The organism is Vibrio sp. Y20_XG_PY13 (genome assembly GCF_024181925.1).
GTDB classification, from domain to species: domain Bacteria; phylum Pseudomonadota; class Gammaproteobacteria; order Enterobacterales; family Vibrionaceae; genus Vibrio; species Vibrio parahaemolyticus.
Genome location: NZ_JAMZAL010000003.1, coordinates 227,251 through 252,538, shown reverse-complemented (window position 1 = coordinate 252,538; position 25,288 = coordinate 227,251). Strand labels below are relative to the sequence as shown.

Sequence of the window (25,288 nt, the reverse complement as noted above, 5' to 3'; positions counted from 1 at the left end):
ATTTTTAAAGGCGAAATATCACCCTGTTTTTTATAGAAGTTAATCACAGTTTTGGGGCTGAGATATTCTCCTCCCCTATCATCCCCCCTTACTCCTCCTATAAAAATTTACATTTTGATGGTGTGCGGAATATCTCACTATGCGACCGTTTTATTATTTATTTTGTGAACAAAATCGACTGTGACAGAAAATTTTTACTTGTAAAAAACTTAACAGCCTGCTCTCACATTTTGCTGATGATTCAGTGTATTAGCATCTAGTTGAACATTTCCTTTTCGGCATCTTGCCCCAAATAGGGCGTGTAGCGCTTCGAGCTTTAGAGCCACGAAATACCGCACGTCCGTTATATCAATTCAATAACAATGGATTTGTAAACGTGGACAATAAAACATTCAAATTATCAACGATTGCCAAAACCGTACTGCCTTTGATTTCCATCGCGGTCATCAGCGGTTGTGGCAGCGATAGCACAAGCGACGACACCACGAACCCAGGCTCTGGCCTATACCCTGCGGGAGAGAACGAGGTTGTCATTTACTACAAGCGCGATATTGCATCCGCATCAACGGCAAGCGACTACGAAGGTTGGGGCTTGCACTTGTGGAACGGCGAAGGCTGTACCAGCACCGACTTAGAAGCCATGGGTATTGCTGGCACAGGTACGGACTGGTCTGCACCACGTCCATTCGACGGCATCAACGACACCTACGGCGCTTACTACGTACTGAAAGTGAACCCAGATGCGTCTGATCCGCACGAATGTATGAACTTCATTCTGCACAAAGGCGATGAGAAAGCCTTCGGTAGCTCGAACTCAAAAGTGGAGCTGACCAAAATTGGCGACTCTAAAGGTCTATTTGGCTTCCACGGCAGCAGCGAGCTTTACTACGAGCCAATCGAAGAACGTCCAGTCGATATTGATGGTCAAAAAGCGCATTGGTTAGATGCCAACACTATCGCATGGGAAGCAGCAGCCAATGCTGATTCCATGAAGCTGTTTTACAGCTTGACCAACGACATCAAAATGGATGAAGACAAGCAAATCTCTGGCGGTACAGCTGTTGAGCTGACCAAATCGGGCGATTTGTCTGACGGTCTTAAATCTCGTTTCCGCCACCTTGCAAGCCTTCAAGCCGCTGGCATTGATGTGGACGATGCAACCCTACGTACGATTCTGAAATCACAAATCGTCATGGTGGCTTACAACGCAAATGGCGACGTTATTTCTGCAACTGAAGTGCAAAAGCCGGGCGTTTTGGATGCGGTGTTTGCCGATTCCAAGGCAGGTAACGCAATTAGCCAAGAACTCGGTGCGATTGTGGAAGGCGGCGCAGCAACCTTCAAGCTTTGGGCGCCAACAGCGCAAGACGTTGCTCTGATCATCTATGGCGAGAATCTGAAAGAAGAGACAACCGTTGCGATGAAAGAAGATTCAGCAACCGGTATCTGGGTTTCTGAAGCGCAAAGCAACGTCGTCAACAAATACTACCGTTACCAAGTTAAAGTTTACCACCCAACAACGGGCGTCATCGAAACTCGCTTAGTCACAGATCCATACTCTCTGAGCTTGTCGAAAAATTCGATGTACTCTCAAGTGATCGATTTGGATGATCCAAGCTTGATGCCACAAGGCTGGAGCGACTACGAACGCCCAACCGTTAAAAAAGATGAAGACCACGTACTTTACGAATCACACCTTCGTGACTTCAGCTTTAACGATACAAAAGGCACCAAAGAATACAACGGTAAGTACTTAGCACTCACAGAAGCAGACCGCGAATCGGTCTCTCACTTGCAAGCACTAAAAGACGCAGGTTTAACAACGCTTCACATCCTGCCAGCGTTCGACATTGCTACGGTTGATGAAGAAGCGACGAACCGCGTCGATATTACTGACACCGTAGGTAAATTGTGTGGCATCAAACCAGAAGCGTCTGTCTGTGACGAAGTTGATGGCGCGAAAGTGATTGAAGATGTGCTGAACAGTTACGATCCAGCCACCGGTTCTGCGCAAGCACTGATGAACGATTTGCGCATGCTAGACAGCTTCAACTGGGGTTACGACCCATTCCATTACACGGTGCCAGAAGGCAGCTACGCGACCGATCCAAACGGCTCAAAACGTATTCTTGAGTTCCGTGAAATGGTGCAAGCAACGCACAAAATGAAGCTGAAGCTGATCATGGACGTGGTGTACAACCACACCAATGCCTCTGGCATTAACGACAAATCCGTTCTAGATAAAATCGTCCCAGGGTACTACCACCGTCTTAACGTCAATACTGGCGGCGTAGAAAACTCAACCTGTTGTGACAACACCGCAACAGAAAACTTGATGATGGGTAAACTGATGGTTGACTCATTGAAAGTGTGGGCGGACGACTACAAAGTTGACGGTTTCCGTTTCGACTTAATGGGCCACCAGCCAAAAGATGTGATGGTCTACGCGCTTGAGCAAATACGCAAGATTGACGAAAACACCTTGTTCTACGGTGAAGGTTGGGACTTTGGTGAAGTGTCTAACAACGCTCGTTTTGATCAAGCCACTCAGCTAAACATGGCTGGCACTGAAATCGGTACGTTCTCGGATCGTCTGCGTGACGCTGTTCGTGGCGGTAGCCCATTTGATGGCGGTGTCGATTCAGAAGGTAAGCACCCACTTCGCTTCAACCAAGGTTTTGGTAACGCGGCTTACGCGAATGAAGAAACCAAAGTGGACGCAGAATCGGTGAATGGTCGTCTACACAACCAAGATTTGGTTCGTCTAGGCATGGCGGGTAACTTGGCTGACTTCGTTCTTCTAGACTATAAAGGCGACACTAAACTAGGTAAGAACGTTGATTACAATGGTGCGCCAGCAGGCTACACAAAAGTGCCATCAGAAAACATCTCGTACGTGTCTAAGCACGATAACCAAACACTGTGGGATAACAACGCGTACAAGATTGCGACCGCGACTCCTTCTGCAGATCGTGCACGCATGCAATCTGTCTCGCTATCAACAGTAATGCTTGGCCAAGGTATCCCATTCATCCACATGGGTTCTGAGCTGCTGCGTTCTAAATCGATGCAGCGCGACTCTTACGATTCTGGTGACTGGTTCAACCGCGTCTTCTTCGACGGCAGTGACAACAACTGGAACGTAGGTCTGCCTCGTGAAGACAAAGACGGCGCAAACTGGGAGCTGATCAAGAAGATCGTTTCTGACACGACAGCGAAGCCAGATGCAACCGACATTGAGCTAACCAAACAACAATTCCTAGAACTACTAAAAATCCGTAGTTCAAGTGAACTGTTCCGCTTAGATACCGCTCAAGAAGTCATGAACCGTGTTGACTTCCGCAACGTTGGTAAAGACCAAGTGGAAGGCTTGATCGTTATGTCTATCGACGATGGTAAATCAGCAGGTGCCGATTTGGATTCGAAATACGATGCGATCGTGGCTGTGGTGAACTCAACATCAACAGAGAAATCATTTGTCGTGAAAGGCGCGACAGGTTTCGAGCTGCATGAAGTTCAACAAAACTCTGCAGATGACATCGTGAAAGGCGCAAGCTTCGCAAATGAAACCTTCACTGTGCCAGCACTGACTACTGCGGTATTCGTACAGCCACAAGACGGCGCGCAAGGTGCGGGTCTGCCAGTAAATACAGACAACAAAGACGTATCGAGCATTCCTCCTTTCGGTGAAACCGTGGTTTACGTGAAAGGCACAATGAACAATTGGTCAGACAACAGCGACTGGGCAATGACTTTCATTGGCAACGGCATGTACTCAGTAACAGGCGTACTTGAAGCAGGCAGCCACGAGTTCAAATTTGCAGACACAGGTTGGGCAAATCCGAACATCGGTTGTTCTGTGGCAACAGTGGGCAGCGGCTCTCTGGAGCTAGGCGCAGAGGAAAACTGTAAACTCACCGTCGCAGAAACAGGCAAGTACAACTTCACACTGAACGCGCTATACGTTCAAGATGAGAAAGTTGAAAAACCTGTGGTTTCCGTAACCAAATCTGCGGATGCACCAACGTTTGGTGAAACAGCACTGTACCTACGTGGCACCATCACAAGTTGGGACACTCCAGCGCAAGATTCAGCAGCGAAGTTCAGCTACGTCGCCAATGATGTTTACTCGCTAGACATTGACCTAGCTGCGGGTAGCTACGAGATGAAGATTGCAAGTGCAGACTGGGCAGCAGACACTAACTTCGGCGGCGAAGGCAGTGTTGAGCTTGGTAAAGCACTGACGATGGAAGTCGGTGGCGGTAGCGCAAACCTAAAAATTGCGATTGCAGAAGCAGGAAATTACAACTTCCACTTCAATGCGGCTGACAAGTCAGCGCCAATCGTAACCGTCACGAAGAACTGAGTTCTCCAATTTTCACAACATCCGTAAATACAAGGGGAAGCATTATGCTTCCCCTTTCTTATTCTCAATGGTTCGCCGTGAGATTGACTCGCAATGTTGAAACCAATTGCGCGTTAATTTCCCCAAATTTGCTCAACAAATTCAGGATGATCGATAAACGGGTTGCGGTTCCCTTGGAACTCAAACACCAAGTCATTGCGACGGATTTCTTTCGCGCTAACAGGATCATTTTTGTGCCAACGTTTCAGCATGTTTAGCATCCAAGGTTCAAATACGTTCGTACTGGTGCCATCCAACACCGCGTCAGAGTTGCTCGTGTTGTTCTCCCAATTGCCAATCACGTTCTCGTAACGGGTTGCCATGTAAAAATACGCGCGCGCAAAATCGCCTTTAAACTCATCAATCGGCTCAAACACGGTGCCTGAATAACCCAGTGCTGTGCTCGCTTGACCTAGCTTAGAACCATTACTGGAAACATAAGTCGAGGTGCCCACTTCGCCAAATGGCCAGTTGCTACGTTTGGCGTTTACATAACCATCGGTGGCAAACAAATGGTGACCGTCTGAGTTCATCGGTTCAACTTTGCCACCAAACCAGCTTTTCGGGAACGAGTGCTCACGGTTGTAGCAATCCCCTTCTTGACTGTATTGACCGCATTGGTCGGTTACTTTCGTGAAACTCACAGCGTCGTTGCCCGCAGGCATCTCTGAATACATATCAAGAATGGAGCCGTCTTTCTCGTAGTAGTCATCCAAATCTGCGTCTTTTACCAAAGTCCAAATCGCTGAATAGCCACGGCTGGAGTGATTATTGATGATGTTAAACAACGCCGTTTTGAGTGCGTAGCCTGTCTTGCCAGACGCGGCTTGATAATACCCATCAACCACTGGTGGAGTCGTAGTGGTGTCACCTAACGTAAAATCAGTGGTTTCGCTTTTGGCGAACTCAGCGCCAGAAGCAAGGGTCTTGCCTCCTTCCATCAACGTGTACGAACCCGCGCCACTTCCACAACAAATGCCGTCCCCATACTCATCTTGAATGGTGAACTGGTAGTCACCGTCGGCTAAACACATGCTTTTTTCAACGGTGGTTGCCGACTCATAACCCTGACCAGAGAACAGTACTTCGGCTTGGCTGTTTTTCAGCGTCCAACTCGTTTCAGAACCATAGTTGTCGGTCGTGAGAGTCAAGACAACTTGGTGATCACTACAGCTCTCTACGGGAGGCTGAGTGCTTGTCTCGGTCGGTTGGAAGTTATCGACATAAACCACTTCTGAGCCGTCAAAGCCCGCTTCATCATAAAAACGCAATCCCACATCGATGGTTTTCGTGGTCGTCGCGGTGTAATTGAGTGTGAGTTCTTGCCACTGATTCGTTTGCTGCGGATTGGAGTAGCCGTGATAACCGTCTGCCACCAATCGAGCTTTTACATGCCCTTCAGTGTGATACACCGAGACAGAGAACGGATAGGTTTTCCCTTGCTCCACATTAATGGTTTGCAAAAAGTCGGTGTTGCTCTGGGTACCCGTGTTCACGACGACTTGAGCAGCCAAGCCGCCCGATTTGATTTGTTCGCTGCTTGGCGACACCGCTATACCAGCGTCAATCACTGACCACTGCGTAGGTGCATTGCCATTCCACTGTTCAAAGTCACCATTAAGAATTTGGCTATACGCAAGCGGAGAGCTAACGGCAGCAAGGAGACAAAGAGGAGCTGTGATGGATTTCATTATACTTTTCCATTAGTTATGTAAATCCCACACACGATAAACATATTAGTTAGGCATAAATAACCCGTAAGTCACACTTTTACGTTGCACGAGTGTTAATTTGCTTTTTAATGTGCAGCTTATCTCACAAATATCGTACGGATTAACAGCAAAATACCAGTGCGAAACGCGAGGTAGCCAGTTATCCGCACTTTGGTAAAAACCATTGAGAAGTTGAGAAGAAAGGAGAGCAGTAGAGCGAAAAAAGCCAAGTATGCACCTATGGGGGTCAGCAACAACACTTGGCTTGTGTATTAGAAAAGTTCTGTGCAGCTCAACCGATGAGCGGCAATGCTGGATAATTCCTTAGGGAGTTACCGCAAAGAATCGCCCTTGTAATGGCGACATCGGAAGTTGATATTGACCATTGCTCGGAGCAATTTTTTCATTCGTGAGCAAATCCACCAGCTCACCTGTGCCAACACTCTCCTGAGCAAGAATGACGGTTCTCGCGGTCTCTAAGGTATTTAGCGCAAACAAGACTTTGTCTGAACCAGATTGTTTCAAGTCCACATAACTGCCGTTACTCGCAACTAAATTCGTGCGTGACCCTTGATAAAGAGCGGGATGCGCATCGCGCATTGTCATCAGCGATGTCACATAAGCTTTGAGATCGGCTTGGTTTGCATCAAGCGTCGCCGTCACGCCTTCAATTTTCGCACTGCTACGCGCAACGTGATCATCGCACAAACCTTGAATAGCACAGGTGTTGTTGTCTTCTTTTGCGGCAAAACCATCCACTTGATCCCCGATTTCATCGCCGTAGTACAATGTGATTGGCCCAGTGTACGCAGCTTGGAAAGCAAACGCGGCTTTATGGCGTAACCAATATTCTGCATCATTCACATCCGCCAAGTTTCCGCGCTGCAACAAGTCACCAAAGCGCACTAAATCATGGTTGCCGATCATCAAATTCGGCTGCGCATGTGTTGGATATTGGTTGTGTGTGCTGTAGCCGTTGTCTAGCCAATCCACTCCGCGACCACCCACGCCACTCTCATTCACGGCCAAAGTTTCAACGATGCGATAGCGCATAGGGAAGTCAAACGCAGAGCACAATGCTGGATCGCTGTTCGATCCATACGCCTCATTCGCGATCTCAGACTCCCCTTTCCAAATCTCTGCCACCATGTAACCCAACGGATTCACTTGATCGCCTTTGCTATTGGTGTACGTCACACTTTGTGAGGCTTCATCGACAGCTTTACGAAGTTGTGTCCATGCGTCTGTCGGAACTTGATAGGCTTGATCTAAACGCCAGCCGTCAATCTTGAGTTCTTTGATCCAATACGTCGCCACCTCTTTGTAGAAATCGAGACTAGCTGGGTAATCAACGGGATTGCTTGAGCCAGAAGGTAACAAGCCGGAAGGTGAGGGTTTGATCAAACCATTCTTATGGTGGCCAAATACGCCATCAAAAAATACGTACAAACCGCGTTTGTGTGCTTCTTCGACTAGAGTTTTCGCGGTCGCTAAGTCACCAAATTTAGGGTCGATTTTAAAGTAGTCTGTCGCAAAATAGCCGGTGGCGTCCAAACGATCCGCCCAATGATCTTGTCCTGCTATCGCTTCTGACTCAAAAACTGGCGTCAACCAAATCGCATTCATCCCTAAGTCTTGGATGTAATCGAGTGAATCAATCACCCCTTGCAAATCACCATTGTGATGGCTGGTGCCATAACCTGTACCGTGACCAATGCTTGCATCACCATCCACAAAACTCTCTACCATGATTTGATAAGTACGAAGTTGGTTACTTTGCGTCATGACATTGGCTTGGCAAGCATAACTCGTATCCGGTAGCGGCGTGCTGCTATTACTGTCGCCACCAGAAGAATTACACGCAGATAAAGCACCCATCACACTTAACGTAAGCAACGATCGATACAGGCGATGGTTACGTAGAACATTACGCATTTTACTCTCCCTAATTTACTCAAATAACCTACAAACATTTGAGTAATAAAATTAACCCCAACATGTTTTCCATGTAGGGGTTAATAAATAAAAAACAAATTTTAAATAACTGAATGGAATATTATTGGCACTTATTTACCATGACATGCACAGGTTTGCCTTTTCCTTCAAACTGAAGGCTCCAGACATATTTACCATCTTCTTTAATATCCACAACCGTATCAGTACCGTAACCACCAAACGTTAATGGTGTTAATTCACCAACGTTCATTCTATTTCCTTTTGCAGTAAATTGTGGGAACCACAACTCGGTCGCATACTGCATTTTGTAGGAGCCTACTTTTTCTTGAACCACCGCTTGGTAGAAGTTATTCCCTTTGTAAGTGTATTGACGCTGAGGCACGTGTTTCCAATCGGAATCCGCAAACGTACCCACCACAAATAGTGGTTTAGAAATTGGTCCTTTCGCCGTGCTATCTGGATTGTCACACGCTTTCATGAAAGCAACCACTTCGTCTTGAGACATATTAACAACTGGCTCTGCGGCCGCTTCAGGTTCTGCCGTCGATTGACAACCTACTAAGGCAACAAGTAGGGCAGCAGCAAGAGAGGTCTTCATCATGTTCATTTCACGTAATTCCTTTTTAGTATATCCAAAGCAAAATAAACTCAACGACTAAAATAAATATTAATCGTTATTAAAATGGGAATATCGAACGCTAAATATCGTCGGCTTGAGAATTTAAGTCACTTCGAGAGTTTTATTTATTTCCTAAGCTAAAAATATAAGTTAGGAACTGTCATTAATTATTGATCTAACCAATATAAAAAACAAAGCAATAAAAATAATTATGTGAATAAGGTAACTCTATGTAGGGGTATTTTTATTAGTTTATTTTCTATGAAAAAAGGCCAGCATTTCGCTGACCTTTTATATTCGATTATTTTTTATTTACGGCTTTCACAAACACTTCTTGTGCGCCTTCAATACCTAGCTCTTTTGCTTCATCAAGCAAGGTGAGTGCTTTCGGAATATCGTTCGCTGCGACTGCCGCTTCAATAGAGCTGTGGTAGTAGCTAGTGAGATCCGTACCTTGAGGAATGTTGTCGTTTTTCGCAACAATCTTGGTATTCAAGATATCATTCGCGGATACCGAAAAGCGGAACTGACCCAATGGGCTATGTTTCGCGAGAGGGTCTGCAATATCTGGCGGCTGAGTATGGCGCGCCATGGCGAAGGCTTTTGCAGGGTGTAGAACTTGTGTACTTCCTTTTAGATCGGCGGAAGTCGTGTAAACCAATACATGCAGATCATTACCTGTCATGTCTGGAATCACATTGAGATCAAGTACGAATTTATCGTTGTCCAACAGTTTTGCTGGTTCGTACTTAAACTTTGAGAAATCGGCTTGGTAAATGGTTTCTCCTGCCGAGTTCATCACTGCGACATTTGGAGCATAAAATTGAAGTTCTTTGCTTACGAATGTCTCTAATTTGATATCGAGACTGCCACGATTGCCCGGAAGAGCGAACGCTGCAATTGCGCCAGTACTGTTGCCATCCAACAGCATTTGGCTTTTATCAGTCAAAGCGAACTCAGTAACCACAGGCACATTAAGCGGTACCCATTGAATATCACCCGATTGAGTGATTACTTGTTGCTGACCTTTTGGACTCATCTCTACTTGTTCTACGGACGCACAACCAGTAGCCAACATGCCCAGCAGTACGGGAGCAAGCCATTTTCTCATTACTGTCTACCTCGACTCATTATTGTTTTTGAAATAAATACAGCCAGATAGGTTCTGGCTGTATCATTCTAGGACAATTTAGGACTTAGTGGTTAGATGATTACCACCAAGCTTCAGCTTGTACACCGAATTGGAACGTATCGTCTGAACGACCGTTATCAAATGTGTTTGAGTTGTCTTCTTTGTCAGCTGTTAGGTAAGAAGCGTAAACACGGATTTCAGGACGAGCCCAGAAGCTAGAGCCAGCAGACCATGCTTGAGCAACAGTTAGCTTACCGTATTTGTTTTCTTCGCCGTCATTATCGTCGATAGCGTAGCCAGCTTCGAAGATAGTTTTGTGGTTGTCATCCCATTTGTACATTGGACGAACAACAACAGACATTGTTTCCCACTTGTCTTGGCCAGCCCACATGTCTTCACCAACACCGTATACTAGTTGGTGACCCATTTCCCAGCTGTCGCCCATGCCGATTACACCCCAGTTGATTAGGCGGTAACCAGATGCACCATTATCAGCTTCTGCACCGTACCAGCTACCGTCGCCGTAGAACGCCATTGTTTTTGAGTAGCCTTCAGTACCGTACTGGAATACAGTTTTGTTGAAACCAGAGTCTAGACCTTGAGTCAACTCTGCTGTGAACATTACGCCGTTTTTCGCATCTTTAGTGCTGTTTGGCGCAGCGTCAGTTTCGTTAAGAATCGCGTAGTTCAAGCCCATTTCTAGAGAACCGTTATCCCATAGAGGAAGACCTGCGTAACGTACGTCTAAAGTGTTAACGTTTGTTGCGCCGCCGTCGTTGCCTGTATCTACGATATCGCCACGGTCGTTACGAACCCAAGCGAAAGAAACTTTACCTGGACCTGCTTCGATACCTTCAACACCAGCGCCCGCGCCAGAGATGTTCCAGTAGTAGAAGTCAGAGATATGGATGTCATGACGTTGGTAGTAACGCTTACCAGCCCAAAGTGTCGCTTCTGGAGCAAAGTTTAGTAGGCCTTTAGCTTGAACGTTAAACTGACGTAGAGCGAATTGTGCATCATCTACACATTTCACGTTGCTTCCGTCCATACCACAGTTAGTTGAAGTACTTTCCCAGTCGTTTGAACCGTTAGAAGTCATTGCGATCATAGAGTCTACGTAGAACGTTTTACCGTTGTTGTTGTAAACTTCTTTACCTAATTGAATCTCGCCGTAAATATCACTCTCGTTACCTAGACGACCAACCTTGTTCTTTTCGAATGTTAGTTGTTGACCACCGTCAGCGTTCACGCCAACGCCAGCACGCATGTAACCGTGGAAGTCCACTGCGAAAGCAGAACCAGCAGCTAAAGTTGCAGCAACAGCAGCTGCAATTACACTTACTTTTTTCATTCTTAACTCCATTAAGGGTATTTATAATTCTGTCTTCCCTGCTCGCCCTCAGGTGAATATAGGCAGTAAAAACGCACCTAAAGAAAGAGAGGTAAGATGGGAACGAATCCCCGTTTGTTTCAACAGTTATAAGACTACCCGAGGGGTACAAGGATGACTTCCTCCGCCCCAAACTAATTTAGGGGGGATGAGAAGGGAGTAGAGAAATTACCGCATGGTGTTTTTTCGAGTCAGATCACCAATCTAGGGAGGAATTAGTAAGTTTCTTCGGTTTTGAGCCGCTACAAAGTGATAGCTAATTCATATTTTTGACCCGAAGTCGTCATCTAAAGTAATTAAATTACACGAATATTTTTCTATTTAAGGTGGTTGACCTTAGTAAGACAAAGTTTTTAACTTATAGTTTCCTAAAGGTAGCAATAAATAATAAATAAAGTATCTCCGATGACACGACTTTTCTCTCGCCCCTACCCCCTAGGCGCAACGTTAAATAAAGAAGGCTGTAACTTCTCTATTCATGCTCCGGGTGTAAAAGATATCCAGCTGGCATTGTTTGCAAGCGATGGCAGCTATAGTTTGCATGACTTACCCAATGAATATGCGGGTATACGTCATACCTTTATTCCCGATATCAAACCGGGGCAAAAATATGGTTACGTTGTCACACATAGAGATGAACCATTACTCATCTCCGATCCTTACGCCAAATCTTTAGATAAAGCCCTTCACTACCATCCTCCTTATACTCCAGCCAAAAGTTTTGATATGCCGAAATGCGTCGTGATTGAAGACACTTTCGACTGGCAGGAGACGGATCATCCTCGTATCCCGAGAGAGGACATGGTGCTGTTTGAGACGCACGTCAAAGGGCTTACCCAATTACATCCAGAAGTCAGTGCAACCACCAAAGGGCGGTATCTTGGCCTTGCTTCACCTCAAATGCTGGCGTTTTACAAACAGCAAAACATCAACACGTTGCAATTGCTACCTATCGCCGCGTGCATGCATGAGCCACATTTATTGGAGATGGGTAAAGTCAACTATTGGGGTTACAACCCTTATTTGTTTATGGTGCCCGATCCTCGTTACGCAGAAAAAGACGCGGTAACCGAGCTCAAAACCACCATTCGTGAGCTGCACAAGCATGGGATCGAAGTGATTCTGGATGTGGTTTACAACCACACAGCAGAAGGAGGCGAAGGGGCGACGGTGTTTAATCTCAAAGCGCTCGATTCTCGCTTTTACATCAAACACGGCAATCACTTCGCCAACTACACAGGTTGTGGCAACACGGTCGATCTCACCTATCAACCAGCATTGAATCTGGTTATGGACACGCTGCGTTACTGGGTTAGCGAATTCAAAATCGACGGTTTCCGTTTTGATTTGGCCGCCACTTTGGGACGTCAAGGGGATGATTACAGCCCGGAAGCGGCATTTTTCAAAGCCGTCGCTCAAGACCCGATTTTGCGTGAAACCAAATTGATTGCCGAGCCGTGGGATATTGGCCCTAATGGCTATCAAGTTGGTAACTTCCCATTTGGTTGGAACGAATGTAACGACAAGCTGCGCGATATTTCCCGCAGTTTTTGGCGTGGTGATCAAGGCTATTTGAAAGAGTTTGCCACTCGCCTTATGGGCTCTCGCGATATCTACAGCGCCGCCAACTGGCCATACAAACTCACGGTAAATTACATCACTTACCACGATGGCTTCACGCTGCAAGATTTAGTCTCTTACAAGCACAAACATAACGAAGCCAATGGCGAAGAGAACCGCGATGGCCACGGTGACAACCGCTCAGAAAACTACGGCGTAGAAGGCGAGACGGAAAACATCATGATCATCGCCACGCGTGAGAAGCAAAAACGCAACCTGATTGCGAGCTTGCTCTTTGCGTTTGGTATTCCGCACATTTTGACCGCCGATGTATTGTCACACTCGCAAGGTGGCAACAATAACGCCTACTGCCAAGACAATAAAACCAGTTGGATCAACTGGAGCGAGACGGAGCGCAAAGTGCACTTCAAAACTTGGATGGCGCAAATGGTCGCAAACCGTCACCAATACATGGTGCCTTTCATCCGTGCTTTCAGCGGCGAAAATCGCAACAACAACCGCATTTTCTGGCGTCGAACCGATGGCCGATTAATGGAACACGACGACTGGAACCGATTAAGCTCCGTAGCGCTTCACTTAGGCATTGGTAAAGACGGACAAGAGTTGGTTTACCTCATCAACCAAACGAACGCCACTGCGCGATTTAAGCTGCCAAACGAGCGTAATCAAGAATGGGTAACGATTTGTGATACCAATGTGCGCAACCTCAATCCTGGGCACGCAGAAGGTGAAGTCTTGCTGTCACCGACCTCAATGGTGATTTTGCATTACCAGCCAAAGCCAAATTCGCCACAAGGTGAGCCATTGCAAAGCTAGCCAATACAACACCTAAAACAAAAAGCCGATACAAACATCTGTATCGGCTTTTTTCATTGCTTGCAGACAGATACCCCAACATACATCTTTGAACACCAATCAGCCATAAAACTCATCACCTAGATAATTGGGATATGCTCTAAGAAAACTTAAATGGCTCATTTAGTGTTGTAAGCATTAATGAACCCTTGTATATTTATGGACCATTACAGTATATGAACCAGCCCAATGAGGAATGCGGTCATGACGACTTATATCTACACGCGCTACTCTCCAAAAAACAAAGCCCACCGTGAGCACCTTGCCGCGTTGCGCGAGGCCGCTCCTGATGCGCTGCATTTTGAAGATAAAATTCGTGGCTGCGTTCCCCCTTCAGAAAGAGAAGCGTTTCAAAAACTTAGCAATACGATTCAATCTGGCGATACCATCGTGATGTGGTGGCTGACAGCATTTGGTCGCGATTTTACTCAGGCTCTCAACGCCATTCGAGCCTTACTTGAAAAAGGCGTCACACTAAAAACCGTGTGTGAACCATTGACGTTTGAACCTGACTCAGAACAGACGAAAACGTTACTCGCTTTGCTATCAGGTTATGGAAAGGTGCAAATTCAGCATCGGTTGTTCGCTGCAGAGCAAGGCCGCCAAGCCATTAAAGATCAACCGGATTTGTGGAAACAGAAGTTCCGTGGCCGCCCTGCTGACCGGGAAAAACATCGGCTCATCGCGGCGTTACTATTAGAAGGGAACACGCTGTTGAGCGTGGCAGAGCAATGCGATGTCAGCTTGTCGACGGTTAAACGAGTCAAAGCAAAATTGAGCGAGTTTGATGAAGATGGCGCTCTAAGAACGCGAAAAAATGCCGGATTCGCCGATGGTGAATCATCATGAAACGTCCCATCAATTTCCGCACGATTCTATTGGCATGTTTGATCATCAGTGTTGGCCAACTGAGCATGGGTTTAGTGATGCCTTCCCTACCTTGGATCGCCAAAGACTTCTCAGTTTCACTCGATCAAGCGCAGCTCCTCGTGAGTATTTATCTACTTGGATTTGGCCCTTCCCAGTTCATCTATGGCCCTATGTCCGATGCATTAGGGCGCAAGAAAGTGCTACTCGCTGGTTTGCTGATCGCAATGTCCGGCTTGCTGATGATCATTTTCTGGAGTCATACGTTTACTGGCATGGTCTTAGGCCGCTTTTTGCAAGGCTTGGGGACGGGTTGCTGCGCGGTGTTGGCTCGGGCTTCTACTCGCGACCAGTTTAGTGGGAATGAGCTTCCCGTCGCGATGTCTTACATTGCTATGGCAGCGTCCATCACGCCGTTGATTGCTCCTGTGATTGGTGGGTTCATTAACTTCCACTTTGGCTGGAGTATGGTGTTCATTTCATTGTTGGGTTACGTGTCACTCGCTTGGATCATCATTGCGTTTCGATTCAAAGAGACCATCACACGACGCTCTGCAATCCCCTCTCCAACCAAAATGTTGGTGCAGTATCGTGATTTGCTCTCGTCTCGATATTTTATGAGCTTTGCGAGCATCAGTTGGCTCAACTTCAGCTTGATGATCACGACCGTCTCCGTGATGCCTTTTATCATGCAAGACCAAATCGGGATGACATCGGACGAATACGCCATGTGGGCACTGATCCCCGCGTTAGGTATGCTCGGCGGCACAACCATTTGTAACCGCATACGCCCCGTCATCGGAAATAAGAAAATGTTGCTTTGCACACCTGTTTTGCATATCAGTGCGGCACTGTGGTTGTTTTTCTGCCCGGTAGAACCCTTGTATTTGATGATTGGACAATTGTTGATGATTCTTGGCAATGGCATTGCGTTGCCTTGTGCACAAGCACTTGTGATGCAACCATACAAAGAGCAAGCGGGCGCGGCGGCAGCCATGTCTGGCGGCGGTCAAATGGTGGTCTCTTCCTTGGTGAGTATGACGCTGGTGCAACTTGGATTGAGTGAAGCGTGGCATTTGTCGTTGGTTGTAGTGCTGTTTACCGCCATCACCTTGACCAATATTCTACGTGGGTTCAACACTGAAGAAGCGCAACAACACCGAGAGGTGGCAGAGAAAGCCAGCTAATGTCACCGACTTAATTGAAGAAAGAAAAACGCCCACTGTATTTCGTGGGCGTTTTCGTAGGGGTTTCAAGTATTGTTGCGTTTACTGCTGGGCAACGCTCACCTTTTTGGTCGAGCTGCGGTAATCAAACTCAAAACCGATGCCTTTGTCAGTAACGTCCATCTTCATGCCACCCGTTAGCTCGTTTTGGAAGCTCACTAGCACGTCTTTAGGAAGAGGCTGGCCTGTCGCCATTGATGCTTTTTCTAACACTTCCAGAATACGCTCTGAGTCCATGCTAAAGCTCAACAAACCGTTTGGCTTCAACTCTTGAGCCATCACGTCCTTGCTTGCTTCTACCGCGTACTCGCCGCTGTATAGCGTTAGGTGGCTGCCATTTAAGCGTGCAAACACGTCCATCTTCATGCCAGTGTGCATCTCTAACAAGTCACTTACGTTCACAGGTTGGTTGTCTGGTTGCAGTTGAAGCTGCGCCAATTCAGGAACTAGCATTTGCGCAGTTTGAATCAACATGTTTGGATCTTTCGCAGACAGAGTAAACATGCCATCCATTTGGCTAAACACTTCGCCAAACTGTGCATCAGGATTGATGTTCAGATCGAACAGTTGCATGCTCAACCCTTTCAACCCATTCAGCATGCCAGAGCCCATGCTCACCGCTGCCGCCGGGTTTTGTCCGCCCATGTCTTTTTGCATTTGGCTCAGCAGCGCACATTGGTATTGTGGCTGAGTTATCTCTGTCCAAATTTGACCAATCGATGGCGCAAGCGTGTTGATGTCGATGCCTAGCGCCAAGCTAAAGAAGCTCTTATCGCTGTTAGACTCGGTTAACACACCACGAATCGATTTAAGCGCATCGACGATCACTTTGTTCTTCGACTCAACAACAAAGCCGCCTTTGATTGACGCTTGCTCACCGTTTAGCTTGTACTCCGCAAACGCCACCGATTGAGGCCAGTTTTCTGCAATTTGCGTAAACTCGTTATGACAAACTGGTGTGCGCATTTCCGTAATGTTTGGATCGACATTAAGACGAGTTAATTGACGAGCAAACATGTTGCCATCAACAGTGGTTAAACCTTTGATGATTTCACGATGGTCGATGTAGCCAAAAGAGTTGTTGTTTTTACCATACTGAGTTTGGATGGCTTCAGCACGACCGCTATCCGCTAATGATTGGGTTGGAGACTCAAGACCCAGCGCCATTTTCAACGGGTTAAGATCACCCAACTCCGCGATATCCACCGTCACGGTTAGCACGTTGTCGATAACCGCCACAACTAAGCCAATGCCATCCTGCGGATCTACTGCATCCGTCATTTCATAACGACGGTACTCCACCGTACCCAGCTTCACTTTTTCGTGTGTCACGCCGCTCATTTGCTCTTCGTGATCCAACGTTTTCCAAAGCGCCTCTGGATTCTCGATTGGCAGTTTGTAAACTGGCACCATACCGAGCGTGTAAAGCACTGGGTTGATCTCATCGCCTGTACCTAAGTACGCTTTCAAAGTTTCTGGCGACGCAGCACTTTTTAAGTATCCGTCAAACAAATCGATCGCAAACTGCTCTTTTGGTGACAGCTGCTCACCAACAAACATATCAGACATGGTCATTTGATTGGCAGAGCCAAACGCGTTCACATATTCGTAGTGTTTGAAAGGTTCTGTTTGGAAAGTAACTACGAGCGAATCGGCTGGGATTTGCGCCAATAGTGAGCTTGAACCGCTCTGAGGAAGGTTATTTTGGTACAGGTACCCAGCGGCCCCCGCTGCTGCGACCACTGCTGTAGCCAATAATAGTTTTTTCACGACCAACTCCGTTGTTAGTTATATCGGTTCGTAAATGCGTTTTGCATTCGAGTTTTAAGCCTTAATAAATCGAGTTCTGTAGAGACGAATTACAGTTCTCCTACACCGCCAAACACTGGCTAATGAGTGCTCTATCGGCATATCAACCGTCATCATAAAGATCCGTCGCCAGTTATCAATTTAATGAATATTAATTTCTTAAAATATCCGCAATTTATAGGATAAACCGTGAAGTATGTTGAATTGCACATTCATACTATTGGTAATTTCGTCACTCTAAAGTGCCAAACATGCAACACCGACCAAAATTAACTCAACATTAAATCCGCACTGAGTCTTTTATCAAATATCGGAAAACGGCTCACGACCTGACACTTCTTTCCAATTTGCCTCTGGCAGTCCCCTGTGGTTTTCCTTACAGTCGAGCTCACTCAGTGACGAGGCTTATACCAGAATACGATCATTACGACATGATGAAAGACCAACTGACGATCTCGATATCAACCATCAATGGCTCCAAGCATTGGTATTTCAGTAAACGGATGCAACGCAACCTAAAAACCTTTTTAGGGCTATTTGTACTGACTTTGGCAGCTACCGCCATTCTCATAAACCATCTCTACGCGCGGGTCGATAGCGCAGCGATGAAACAAGCGCAGCTCACCGAGCACTCACGCAGCATGGGCGAAGAGCTCAGTACATTAAAGGCGTTGAAGTCTGAACTAGAAAACGACCTTTCAGAGCGAGAGGAGCGGGTTCAGTTGGTTTCCGAGCGCTTAGGCGAGCTAGAAAAAGTGCTTGGCGTGGACAATCACGCCACCAATGAAGATTTGGATACTCGACTAGATTCAGCAGCGATCACTTCGAATGTACGAACGCTGATGCTCAATCAAATTCCAAACGGTTCGCCTGTGGGTAAAGTTCGACTTTCATCCGGTTTTGGCAAACGTATTCATCCTGTCACCAAGGTAGCGAAAATGCACCGCGGATTAGATTTCGCGGTGAACATCGGAACAAAAATTTATGCCCCTGCCGATGGCGTGGTGGAAGTCACTCGTCGCAGCAATACCGGCTCTGGCAACTTTCTGAGGCTACAGCACTCTTTCGGTTTTACCAGTTCTTACTCGCACTTAAAGAAATTCAAAGTGCAAAGCGGCCAATTCGTAAGAAAAGGCGATTTGATTGGGATTTCTGGCAACAGTGGGCTCTCTTCTGGCCCACATCTGCACTACGAAGTGCGCTTTGTCGGACGAGCATTGAACCCAAAACCGTTTGTTGATTGGAGCCTTAATAATTTTGAAGATATCTTTACTAAGGAGCGAAAAATACGATGGGAATCTTTGATAAAAACCGTGGAACAACGAGTAGCTCAGCAGCTTCAACTCTCATCGCCAAAGGCTGTACTGTTAGCGGAGAACTCAAAGTAGAAAACGACGTCCAGATTGACGGCATCGTCGATGGTCAACTGAATGTCGAAGGCACGTTAGTCGTTGCAGAAAGCGGTAGAGTCACTGGCGATGTGTATGCCAAGCAGCTGATCATCAATGGTATTCTGGACGGAAACTGTCACGCAGAGCACATCCAAGTACTCACTAAAGGCCGTGTCAGTGGCAAAATCTGGAGCAACAATCTGAGCATTGAACCGGGCGGTAAGTTCTTCGGTGAAGCAGCAGAATTGCCAGAAAAAGAAGTGGTCAGCCTGAAAGGCAAAGTGCAAGAAAGCGCAACGGCGAAAGACAACAGCGCCAACACTGAAAAGCGACTCGCGCGCAAAAGCGCATAAAAAAGACGGCGATTAAGCCGTCTTTTTTGTTTTACTGTTTGGATCCAATGTCTGGTTTTACATCGGGTTGAGAATCAGCGCAGAACGCTTGGCATTCGGACCAAACGCCGATGCCGCACCTGCTTTCACTTCTTCTAGTGTTACGCTCTTAGCGGCTTTCTCCACATCCAACACAACATCCAATCCGTAGTCGTGCGCAAGGTAGCGGCTGTAAACCCAAGCGCGAGAACCAGGGTTGTCACCCAATCCTTGCATCGCGACAGCAAGCTGCTTGGCCGCGGTGTCGACTTCTTTCTGGGTAATGTTAGTCGCGAGATCGTCGAAAACCTTATCCAACAGTTTATCCATCAAACCCACATCTTTTGGATCCACCTGCGATTCAAACAACCAGTCCGAAATCGGCTCACCATCTTGCGTCATCGTATAAATGCTAGGGCTGTAATCTAAGCTTGATTCTTCACGGAACGTCTCCAGCACTCGTGCGGTACTGATGCGCTCCAGAATGTCTTCTGTCACCGTGTCTTTTGCCGTACGGTTGTACTTATCGGTGTTGGTAAAACGCAGCAGGTAAAACGATGAAGGCTCGTGACCATCAGTGACGACCGAGCGCGCTGGCAGCTCATCATTAAATGACACACGATAATCTACAGCTTTACCCGGCTTCATCTTAATTGATGCCACGTATTTGCGTAGAAGCGGCGTAATTTGCTCAGGCTCAACGTCTGCAACAATCACCATTTTGTAACCATGATCGGTTTTAAACAGTTGATCATGCACCGCAAGAATCTGCTCTGGCGTGACGGTATCGGCACCATCACTGCTCAGTAAGCGATGACGACTATCCGGCGTATAAGCGCTGGTGTTCGCTACTTGGATAAGCTTACCCATAGGCGATTCCAAGAAAGCGCTGCGCTCTTGCTTAAACTCTTGTTTCACCGCAGCAAGCTGGCGTTCATCAACCTTGATTTCGGTAGAAAGGTTGTACAAGCCATTCAAAGCTTCAACTAGACGATTTTTTTGCGTCGTAACCTGAACGCCATGCACTGTTGGCTCGAGTATTGGACCAAAAGCGATATTGTTCGTGCGCAAGTAGGCATCCAGCTCTGAGCCAGAAAACTCTCCTAATCCACTGCGAACAGCGGTCATGGCAGCCAGTTCATAGGCTGGATAAAGCGATTTATCTAGGGCTGCTTTACCCCCTTGGCTAGTGAAGTAGATGTAAGCGCGGCCACCGGCTTTTGCGTCTTTTTGGAACCAAACATCCACACCGTTTGATAAGGTGTAAACCTGAAAACCACCCGGAGCTTGACGCATACTAACGATGCTGCCTTCCTCAGCTGGTTGCAGGAAGCCTTCCGCTTTGGCGTTCATGCCCGAAGGCTTTTCACCAGCTTGTAGGTAGGCGCTGTTGAGCGCAGTGAATACATCAGCAAACTGCGCTTGCGTTTCACTTTTGCCCATGCCAATCACAAAGCTTGGTTGATTAGACAGCAGCTCTTTTAACTGCGCGTTTACGCTCTCTAGCGTCGTTTTATCCAAAAAAGCTGCCAAGCTTTGCGCATAGCTCTCTTTTGATTGGCTTACGCTGTCTTGCTCCAATTGGAAAATACGCGCTTCCGCGTAACTATTTGGCTTGCGTTTGCTCCAATCAGAATCAAGATTTGCCAGTTCGCCATGCCAGTTAGATGTGATGCTCTCTAGCTCAGCTTGTGTCACGCCGTAATCGCGAAGTGACGTCAACGCACTGATGAAAATTTGGTGCATTTGTTCACGGCGGTCAGGCGAAAATGAGATACCCGCCGACATCAGGCGTTGGTAGTTCGAGTAGTAAGGCTGCGCATAAACGTATTGGTAAGGCTCGGCGGCATCATTGAGAAGGCTGATCAAACGCTGTTGAATCAGTTGAATGGCCACTTCGTCTCGCCACTCTGCGTGTTGCTGCTCGACCGTTTCGCGACGAAGATCGCCGCGTTCAATCACCAAATGCAAGCTTGGTGACTCCATCGAGTTGCTTGGCAGAATTTCGTCTTGAGTATTGAGTCGAATGTCACGACGCTTTTCGATGGCGATATCTGAGGTACTTTCCCAGTTCGAGAACTTGTTCTTGATGATGTTAGCAAGCGACTTAGCGTCCACATTGCCCGTGACGATCAGCTCGGCATACTGCGGCTGATACCATTTCTCGTAGAAGTTTTTCAGCCCATTTGACGTCGCGTTCTCAATTGCATCACGAGTACCGATTGGATCATGTTCGGCGTAAGGCGTTCCTTCAATCGAAGCCTCATACGCGTGCATTGAAAACGACTTATCATCTGGATTGGCGCGTCGCCATTCACCCAAGACAACGCCTTTCTCTTTTTCAACTTGAGCAGGAGCGAACTCTAAACCGTCTCCAATGTCTCGCATCCAAGTCAGGGCATCTTCAAGCTTCTCGTTATTGGCCAAGTCGAGCTTATAGGAGGTTTGCTGATAGGTGGTAAACGCGTTGATATCTGCGCCAAAACTGCCGCCAGATTGCTCAAAAAGCTTAACAACGTCATTGCCGGTAAAGTGTGTGCTGCCATTAAATGCCATGTGCTCAACGAAGTGAGCGTAGCCTTTTTGATTGGCTTCTTCTTGGAACGAACCAATGTGCATCACCAAACGAACCGAAACTTCTTGGTCTTGAGTTGGATAGATGTGGTATTTCATTCCATTGGATAGCTGATTAACGTGCCAGTTGGCATCAGGCTGAATCGGCGAAGATTGTTGTGTCAGAGCACACCCTGACAACAATAACGCGGGGACTAACAATATACTGCGCATAACTATTGCTCATAACTATGATTAAGCCGATCAATATAATCCTCGTTCCATGACCTTCACATTTTTAATGGATTATTTACTGCCCAAATGTGATCTAAATCACCATTTAATGAAATCAATTATCATTTACAAAACACAACAAATCCTTACTTTACAAATACATAAAACAAGCCGCTCTCGTATTAGGTTCTTATTTCTTATAAAGCTCAAATTCGCGACATAGCGCCAGTATTTATTTTGAGCAGTAAAATATAATCAATCGATGATTTCGGCGTCAAAACCGCTTTTCAGCGACGACGCCGGATCATATACGAATGAAAATAACCAATAACAAACTACCCCGCGCTTTTAGGTCAATGGGCATTAAGCCCGACACTTAAGGCTGCTTGGGTACAAAAAATCTATTAATCGCTGCTATGTTCAAAAATTTATCACTGAAGAATAAACTGGCTATCTCGGCCAGTGCTGCCATCATCCTTGGGGGCGTGTTAGTCGAAGGCTTGTCTTTTCGAGATTCGTTACAACGGTTGGATGCGGAAGTTGCCCAGCGTCTGGAAAGCACCAGCGCGTCATACAACCAGTACGTAAGTGACTGGCTACTCTCTAAAGAGCGAGCACTCACCTCCCTTTCTGCTGAGTCAGAAAAACGAGCCATCGTGACGCACCTAAAGCAGGTACGAGATTCTGGCGCGTTCGATAACGTCTTCCTCGCTTACCCAGACGGCTCACAAAACAACGCCAATGGGGTGATTTTACCGCCAGGCAATAATGATCCTCGCAAGTGGGGCTGGTACACCAACGCCATTGCCAATCCATCGAAAGTCTTTATGGATAACCCGACCGTTGCTGCTGCAACTGGTGCGAATGTAGTGTCGCTCGGTAAGGCGTTACAACTGCACGGCCAAACAACTGTACTGGGTGCAGATGTCGAAATTGGAGATATTTTAAACAGCCTCAACCAAGTGATCCTACCGGGTGAAGGCTACATGTTTATTGCCAACGATCAGGGCAATATTTTCACCCATAACGACAGCAAGCTCCTAAACCAACCAGTTAGCAAACTGGGCTTAAACAACAACGACATCACCAACGCTGCACGCTCAGGCACTGAACGTCGCGTGTCGATCAGCGGCACCGATTATGTGATTTATGCGCGTCCAATTGAGGGCACCAAGCTCACGACGGTAACTGTGTTGGATCACAACTCGTTGGTTGCACCACTTTACGATGCCGTTTGGGATCAAATTATCGCGACGGCTATCGTGGTTATCATCTGTGTGGCGCTGTTTAACCTGCTATGTAACATCTTGTTCCGCCCACTCTACAACGTTTCGAATGCGCTTTCGCAAATCGCTAACGGTAGCGGCGACTTGACTCAACGCATCAAAGTAGAAAACCGTGACGAAGTTGGTGAGCTGGCTGAAAACTTCAACCAGTTTGTCGAAAGTTTACAGCAGCTTATAGGTCACATTCGTCACCAAGCGGAAGAACTAAGCCAACAATCAGAGCTGAGCACGACTCGCGCGAATCAGTCGGTTTCTGATCTGAACCATCAGCAACAAGAAATCACTATGGTGGCGACCGCTGTGACTGAAATGGCATCGGCAACGCAAGAGATTGCAGCGCATGCAGAGCAGACGGCTAAAGCCGCTCAAGACTCTTCAGCGAGCACACAAAATGGTCATGAGTTAGTGATCAACTCCAAGTCGTCCATCAACAATTTGTCTTCTGAAGTCAACCAAGCGAGCGTTGTCATCGGCGAGCTCAACCAGCACGCGCAAGACATTTCTACCGTGCTATCAACGATTCGAGACATCGCAGAGCAAACCAACTTACTGGCTCTGAATGCGGCTATTGAAGCGGCGCGTGCAGGTGAACAAGGTCGCGGTTTTGCCGTAGTTGCAGACGAGGTTCGAGTGCTATCACAACGCACACACACCTCAACCGAAGAGATTCGCTCGACGATCGAGACTTTGCAGCAAACCACACAACGCGCTGTAACTATCATGGATAAAAGCTCTCAGCTCGCGCAAGGTTCGGTAGAAGATGCTGATCGCGCAGCACTGGCTCTGGATGAAATCAACGCGGCCGTTGCGCTGATCAGCGATATGGCAACACAAATCGCGACCGCAGCCGAAGAGCAAACGCACGTAACCAATGAAATCACACAAAACGTCACGTCCATTAAAGATGTGACCGATCACTTGGTGATTGGTGCCGAAGAATCGATGAATCAATCTGCTGAGCTGAAATCGCAAGCAGAGGATCTCAACTCGAAAGTAGCGACGTTTAAACTGGCTTAAACGCCACGTTAGGAACGATCTTAAAAACAACAAACCCCGCTAGCAACTTTGTTACTAGCGGGGTTTGTTTTTATGGCTCAGCGTTTTTATTGCAGATAGCTTTCGAAAGACGTAAGACCTACACCGCCACACACATCGGCGTGCCTGAGATTGGATCGTTAAATACTCTCGCTTGTAAATCAAACACCGATGCCAACATGCCTTCTGTCAGTACCTCTTGCGGCGTTCCCTGCGTGACTAACTGACCTTTTTCCAACACCACCAAATGATCGCAGTAACGGCAGGCTTGGTTTAGATCGTGTAGCACTACGACCACTGTTTTGCCTTTGTCGTTCATATGCCTCATGAGTTTCATCAGCTCAACTTGGTGAGAGAGATCCAAGTAAGTGGTTGGCTCATCAAGCATCACTACGTCGGTATCTTGCGCCATTACCATCGCAATCCACGCCCTTTGCCTTTGACCGCCAGACAACGATTCAACTGGCTTGTCAGCAAACTCAATCACGCCAGTATCTTGCATTGCTTGCTCGACCAACGCTTTATCTTGCTGACTTAACCGCCCCCAGTGAGAGAGATAAGGCGAACGGCCATATTCGACCAGTTTTCTGACTGTAATACCTTCAGGACTGACAAGAATCTGCGGCAGTAAAGACAACGAACGCGCCAAGCGTTTATCGCCGTAGTTGCTTAGCGGTTTATCGTCATACAACACTTCGCCAGAAGCTGGTTTATTGATGCGTACCAAGGTTTTTAATAGTGTCGACTTACCGCAACCATTTGGGCCAACAAGCGCGGTAATTTTACCTTGAGGAATCGACAAAGAGAGATCCGGAATAATAGTCTGTTTGCCGTACGCGACGGATAAATTCTGCGTTCGTAACATG

15 protein-coding genes are annotated in these 25,288 nt (G+C 47.0%); 7 read left to right on the top strand and 8 right to left on the bottom strand.

Features of this window, described 5'->3' with window-relative positions:
- Positions 1-376 precede the first annotated feature (376 nt).
- Positions 377-4,366, top strand: coding sequence for a pullulanase-type alpha-1,6-glucosidase (pulA, locus tag NL646_RS10090; protein WP_253664176.1), 3,990 nt, complete (start codon positions 377-379; stop codon positions 4,364-4,366).
- Between the two features lie 113 nt (positions 4,367-4,479).
- On the opposite strand, the gene NL646_RS10085 is transcribed toward pulA, so the two are convergent.
- The 5 genes from NL646_RS10085 to NL646_RS10065 form a co-directional block, all read right to left on the bottom strand.
- Entirely contained in the window at positions 4,480-6,096 is a 1,617-nt protein-coding gene (locus tag NL646_RS10085) for an endonuclease (protein WP_025504242.1), read from the bottom strand.
- A 345-nt stretch (positions 6,097-6,441) separates the two neighbouring features.
- A complete protein-coding gene (locus NL646_RS10080; protein WP_054394720.1) occupies positions 6,442-8,052 on the bottom strand; it encodes an alpha-amylase family glycosyl hydrolase in 1,611 nt (536 codons plus the stop codon).
- 121 nt (positions 8,053-8,173) lie between these two features.
- Positions 8,174-8,680 (bottom strand): hypothetical protein, encoded by a 507-nt coding sequence (locus NL646_RS10075; RefSeq protein WP_005500002.1) that lies wholly within the window; start codon positions 8,678-8,680, stop codon positions 8,174-8,176.
- 313 nt (positions 8,681-8,993) lie between these two features.
- Positions 8,994-9,803, bottom strand: coding sequence for a MalM family protein (locus NL646_RS10070; RefSeq protein ID WP_253664175.1), 810 nt, complete (start codon positions 9,801-9,803; stop codon positions 8,994-8,996).
- A 100-nt stretch (positions 9,804-9,903) separates the two neighbouring features.
- Complete coding sequence (locus NL646_RS10065; protein WP_017447176.1) at positions 9,904-11,175, bottom strand: maltoporin; 1,272 nt, start codon at positions 11,173-11,175, stop codon at positions 9,904-9,906.
- A 444-nt stretch (positions 11,176-11,619) separates the two neighbouring features.
- On the opposite strand from NL646_RS10065, the gene glgX reads away from it, so the two are divergent.
- From glgX to NL646_RS10050, 3 genes are all read left to right on the top strand, one after another.
- Entirely contained in the window at positions 11,620-13,611 is a 1,992-nt protein-coding gene (gene glgX / locus NL646_RS10060; RefSeq protein ID WP_203485925.1) for a glycogen debranching protein GlgX, read from the top strand.
- 243 nt (positions 13,612-13,854) lie between these two features.
- Complete coding sequence (locus NL646_RS10055) at positions 13,855-14,499, top strand: recombinase family protein (protein WP_187265225.1); 645 nt, start codon at positions 13,855-13,857, stop codon at positions 14,497-14,499.
- Positions 14,496-15,704 carry a multidrug effflux MFS transporter gene (locus NL646_RS10050; RefSeq protein WP_029829519.1) on the top strand — a complete coding sequence of 403 codons (1,209 nt, stop codon included), beginning with the start codon at positions 14,496-14,498 and terminating at the stop codon, positions 15,702-15,704. The genes NL646_RS10055 and NL646_RS10050 overlap by 4 nt, the downstream gene beginning before the upstream one ends.
- An 81-nt stretch (positions 15,705-15,785) precedes the next feature.
- On the opposite strand, the gene NL646_RS10045 is transcribed toward NL646_RS10050, so the two are convergent.
- Positions 15,786-17,513 carry a hypothetical protein gene (locus NL646_RS10045; protein ID WP_253664174.1) on the bottom strand — a complete coding sequence of 576 codons (1,728 nt, stop codon included), beginning with the start codon at positions 17,511-17,513 and terminating at the stop codon, positions 15,786-15,788.
- 473 nt (positions 17,514-17,986) lie between these two features.
- On the opposite strand from NL646_RS10045, the gene NL646_RS10040 reads away from it, so the two are divergent.
- Positions 17,987-18,940 carry a M23 family metallopeptidase gene (locus NL646_RS10040; RefSeq protein ID WP_005455166.1) on the top strand — a complete coding sequence of 318 codons (954 nt, stop codon included), beginning with the start codon at positions 17,987-17,989 and terminating at the stop codon, positions 18,938-18,940.
- A complete protein-coding gene (locus NL646_RS10035) occupies positions 18,844-19,296 on the top strand; it encodes a polymer-forming cytoskeletal protein (RefSeq protein ID WP_017447171.1) in 453 nt (150 codons plus the stop codon). Before NL646_RS10040 ends, NL646_RS10035 begins: the two co-directional genes overlap by 97 nt.
- A 57-nt stretch (positions 19,297-19,353) precedes the next feature.
- Here the strand turns inward: NL646_RS10035 and NL646_RS10030 are convergent, their stop codons facing one another.
- Complete coding sequence (locus tag NL646_RS10030; protein ID WP_253664173.1) at positions 19,354-22,101, bottom strand: pitrilysin family protein; 2,748 nt, start codon at positions 22,099-22,101, stop codon at positions 19,354-19,356.
- Between the two features lie 416 nt (positions 22,102-22,517).
- On the opposite strand from NL646_RS10030, the gene NL646_RS10025 reads away from it, so the two are divergent.
- A complete protein-coding gene (locus tag NL646_RS10025; protein ID WP_015313668.1) occupies positions 22,518-24,404 on the top strand; it encodes a methyl-accepting chemotaxis protein in 1,887 nt (628 codons plus the stop codon).
- Between the two features lie 118 nt (positions 24,405-24,522).
- On the opposite strand, the gene fecE is transcribed toward NL646_RS10025, so the two are convergent.
- Positions 24,523-25,287, bottom strand: a complete 765-nt coding sequence (gene fecE / locus NL646_RS10020) for a Fe(3+) dicitrate ABC transporter ATP-binding protein FecE (protein ID WP_005500016.1) — start codon at positions 25,285-25,287, stop codon at positions 24,523-24,525.
- Position 25,288 lies beyond the last annotated feature (1 nt).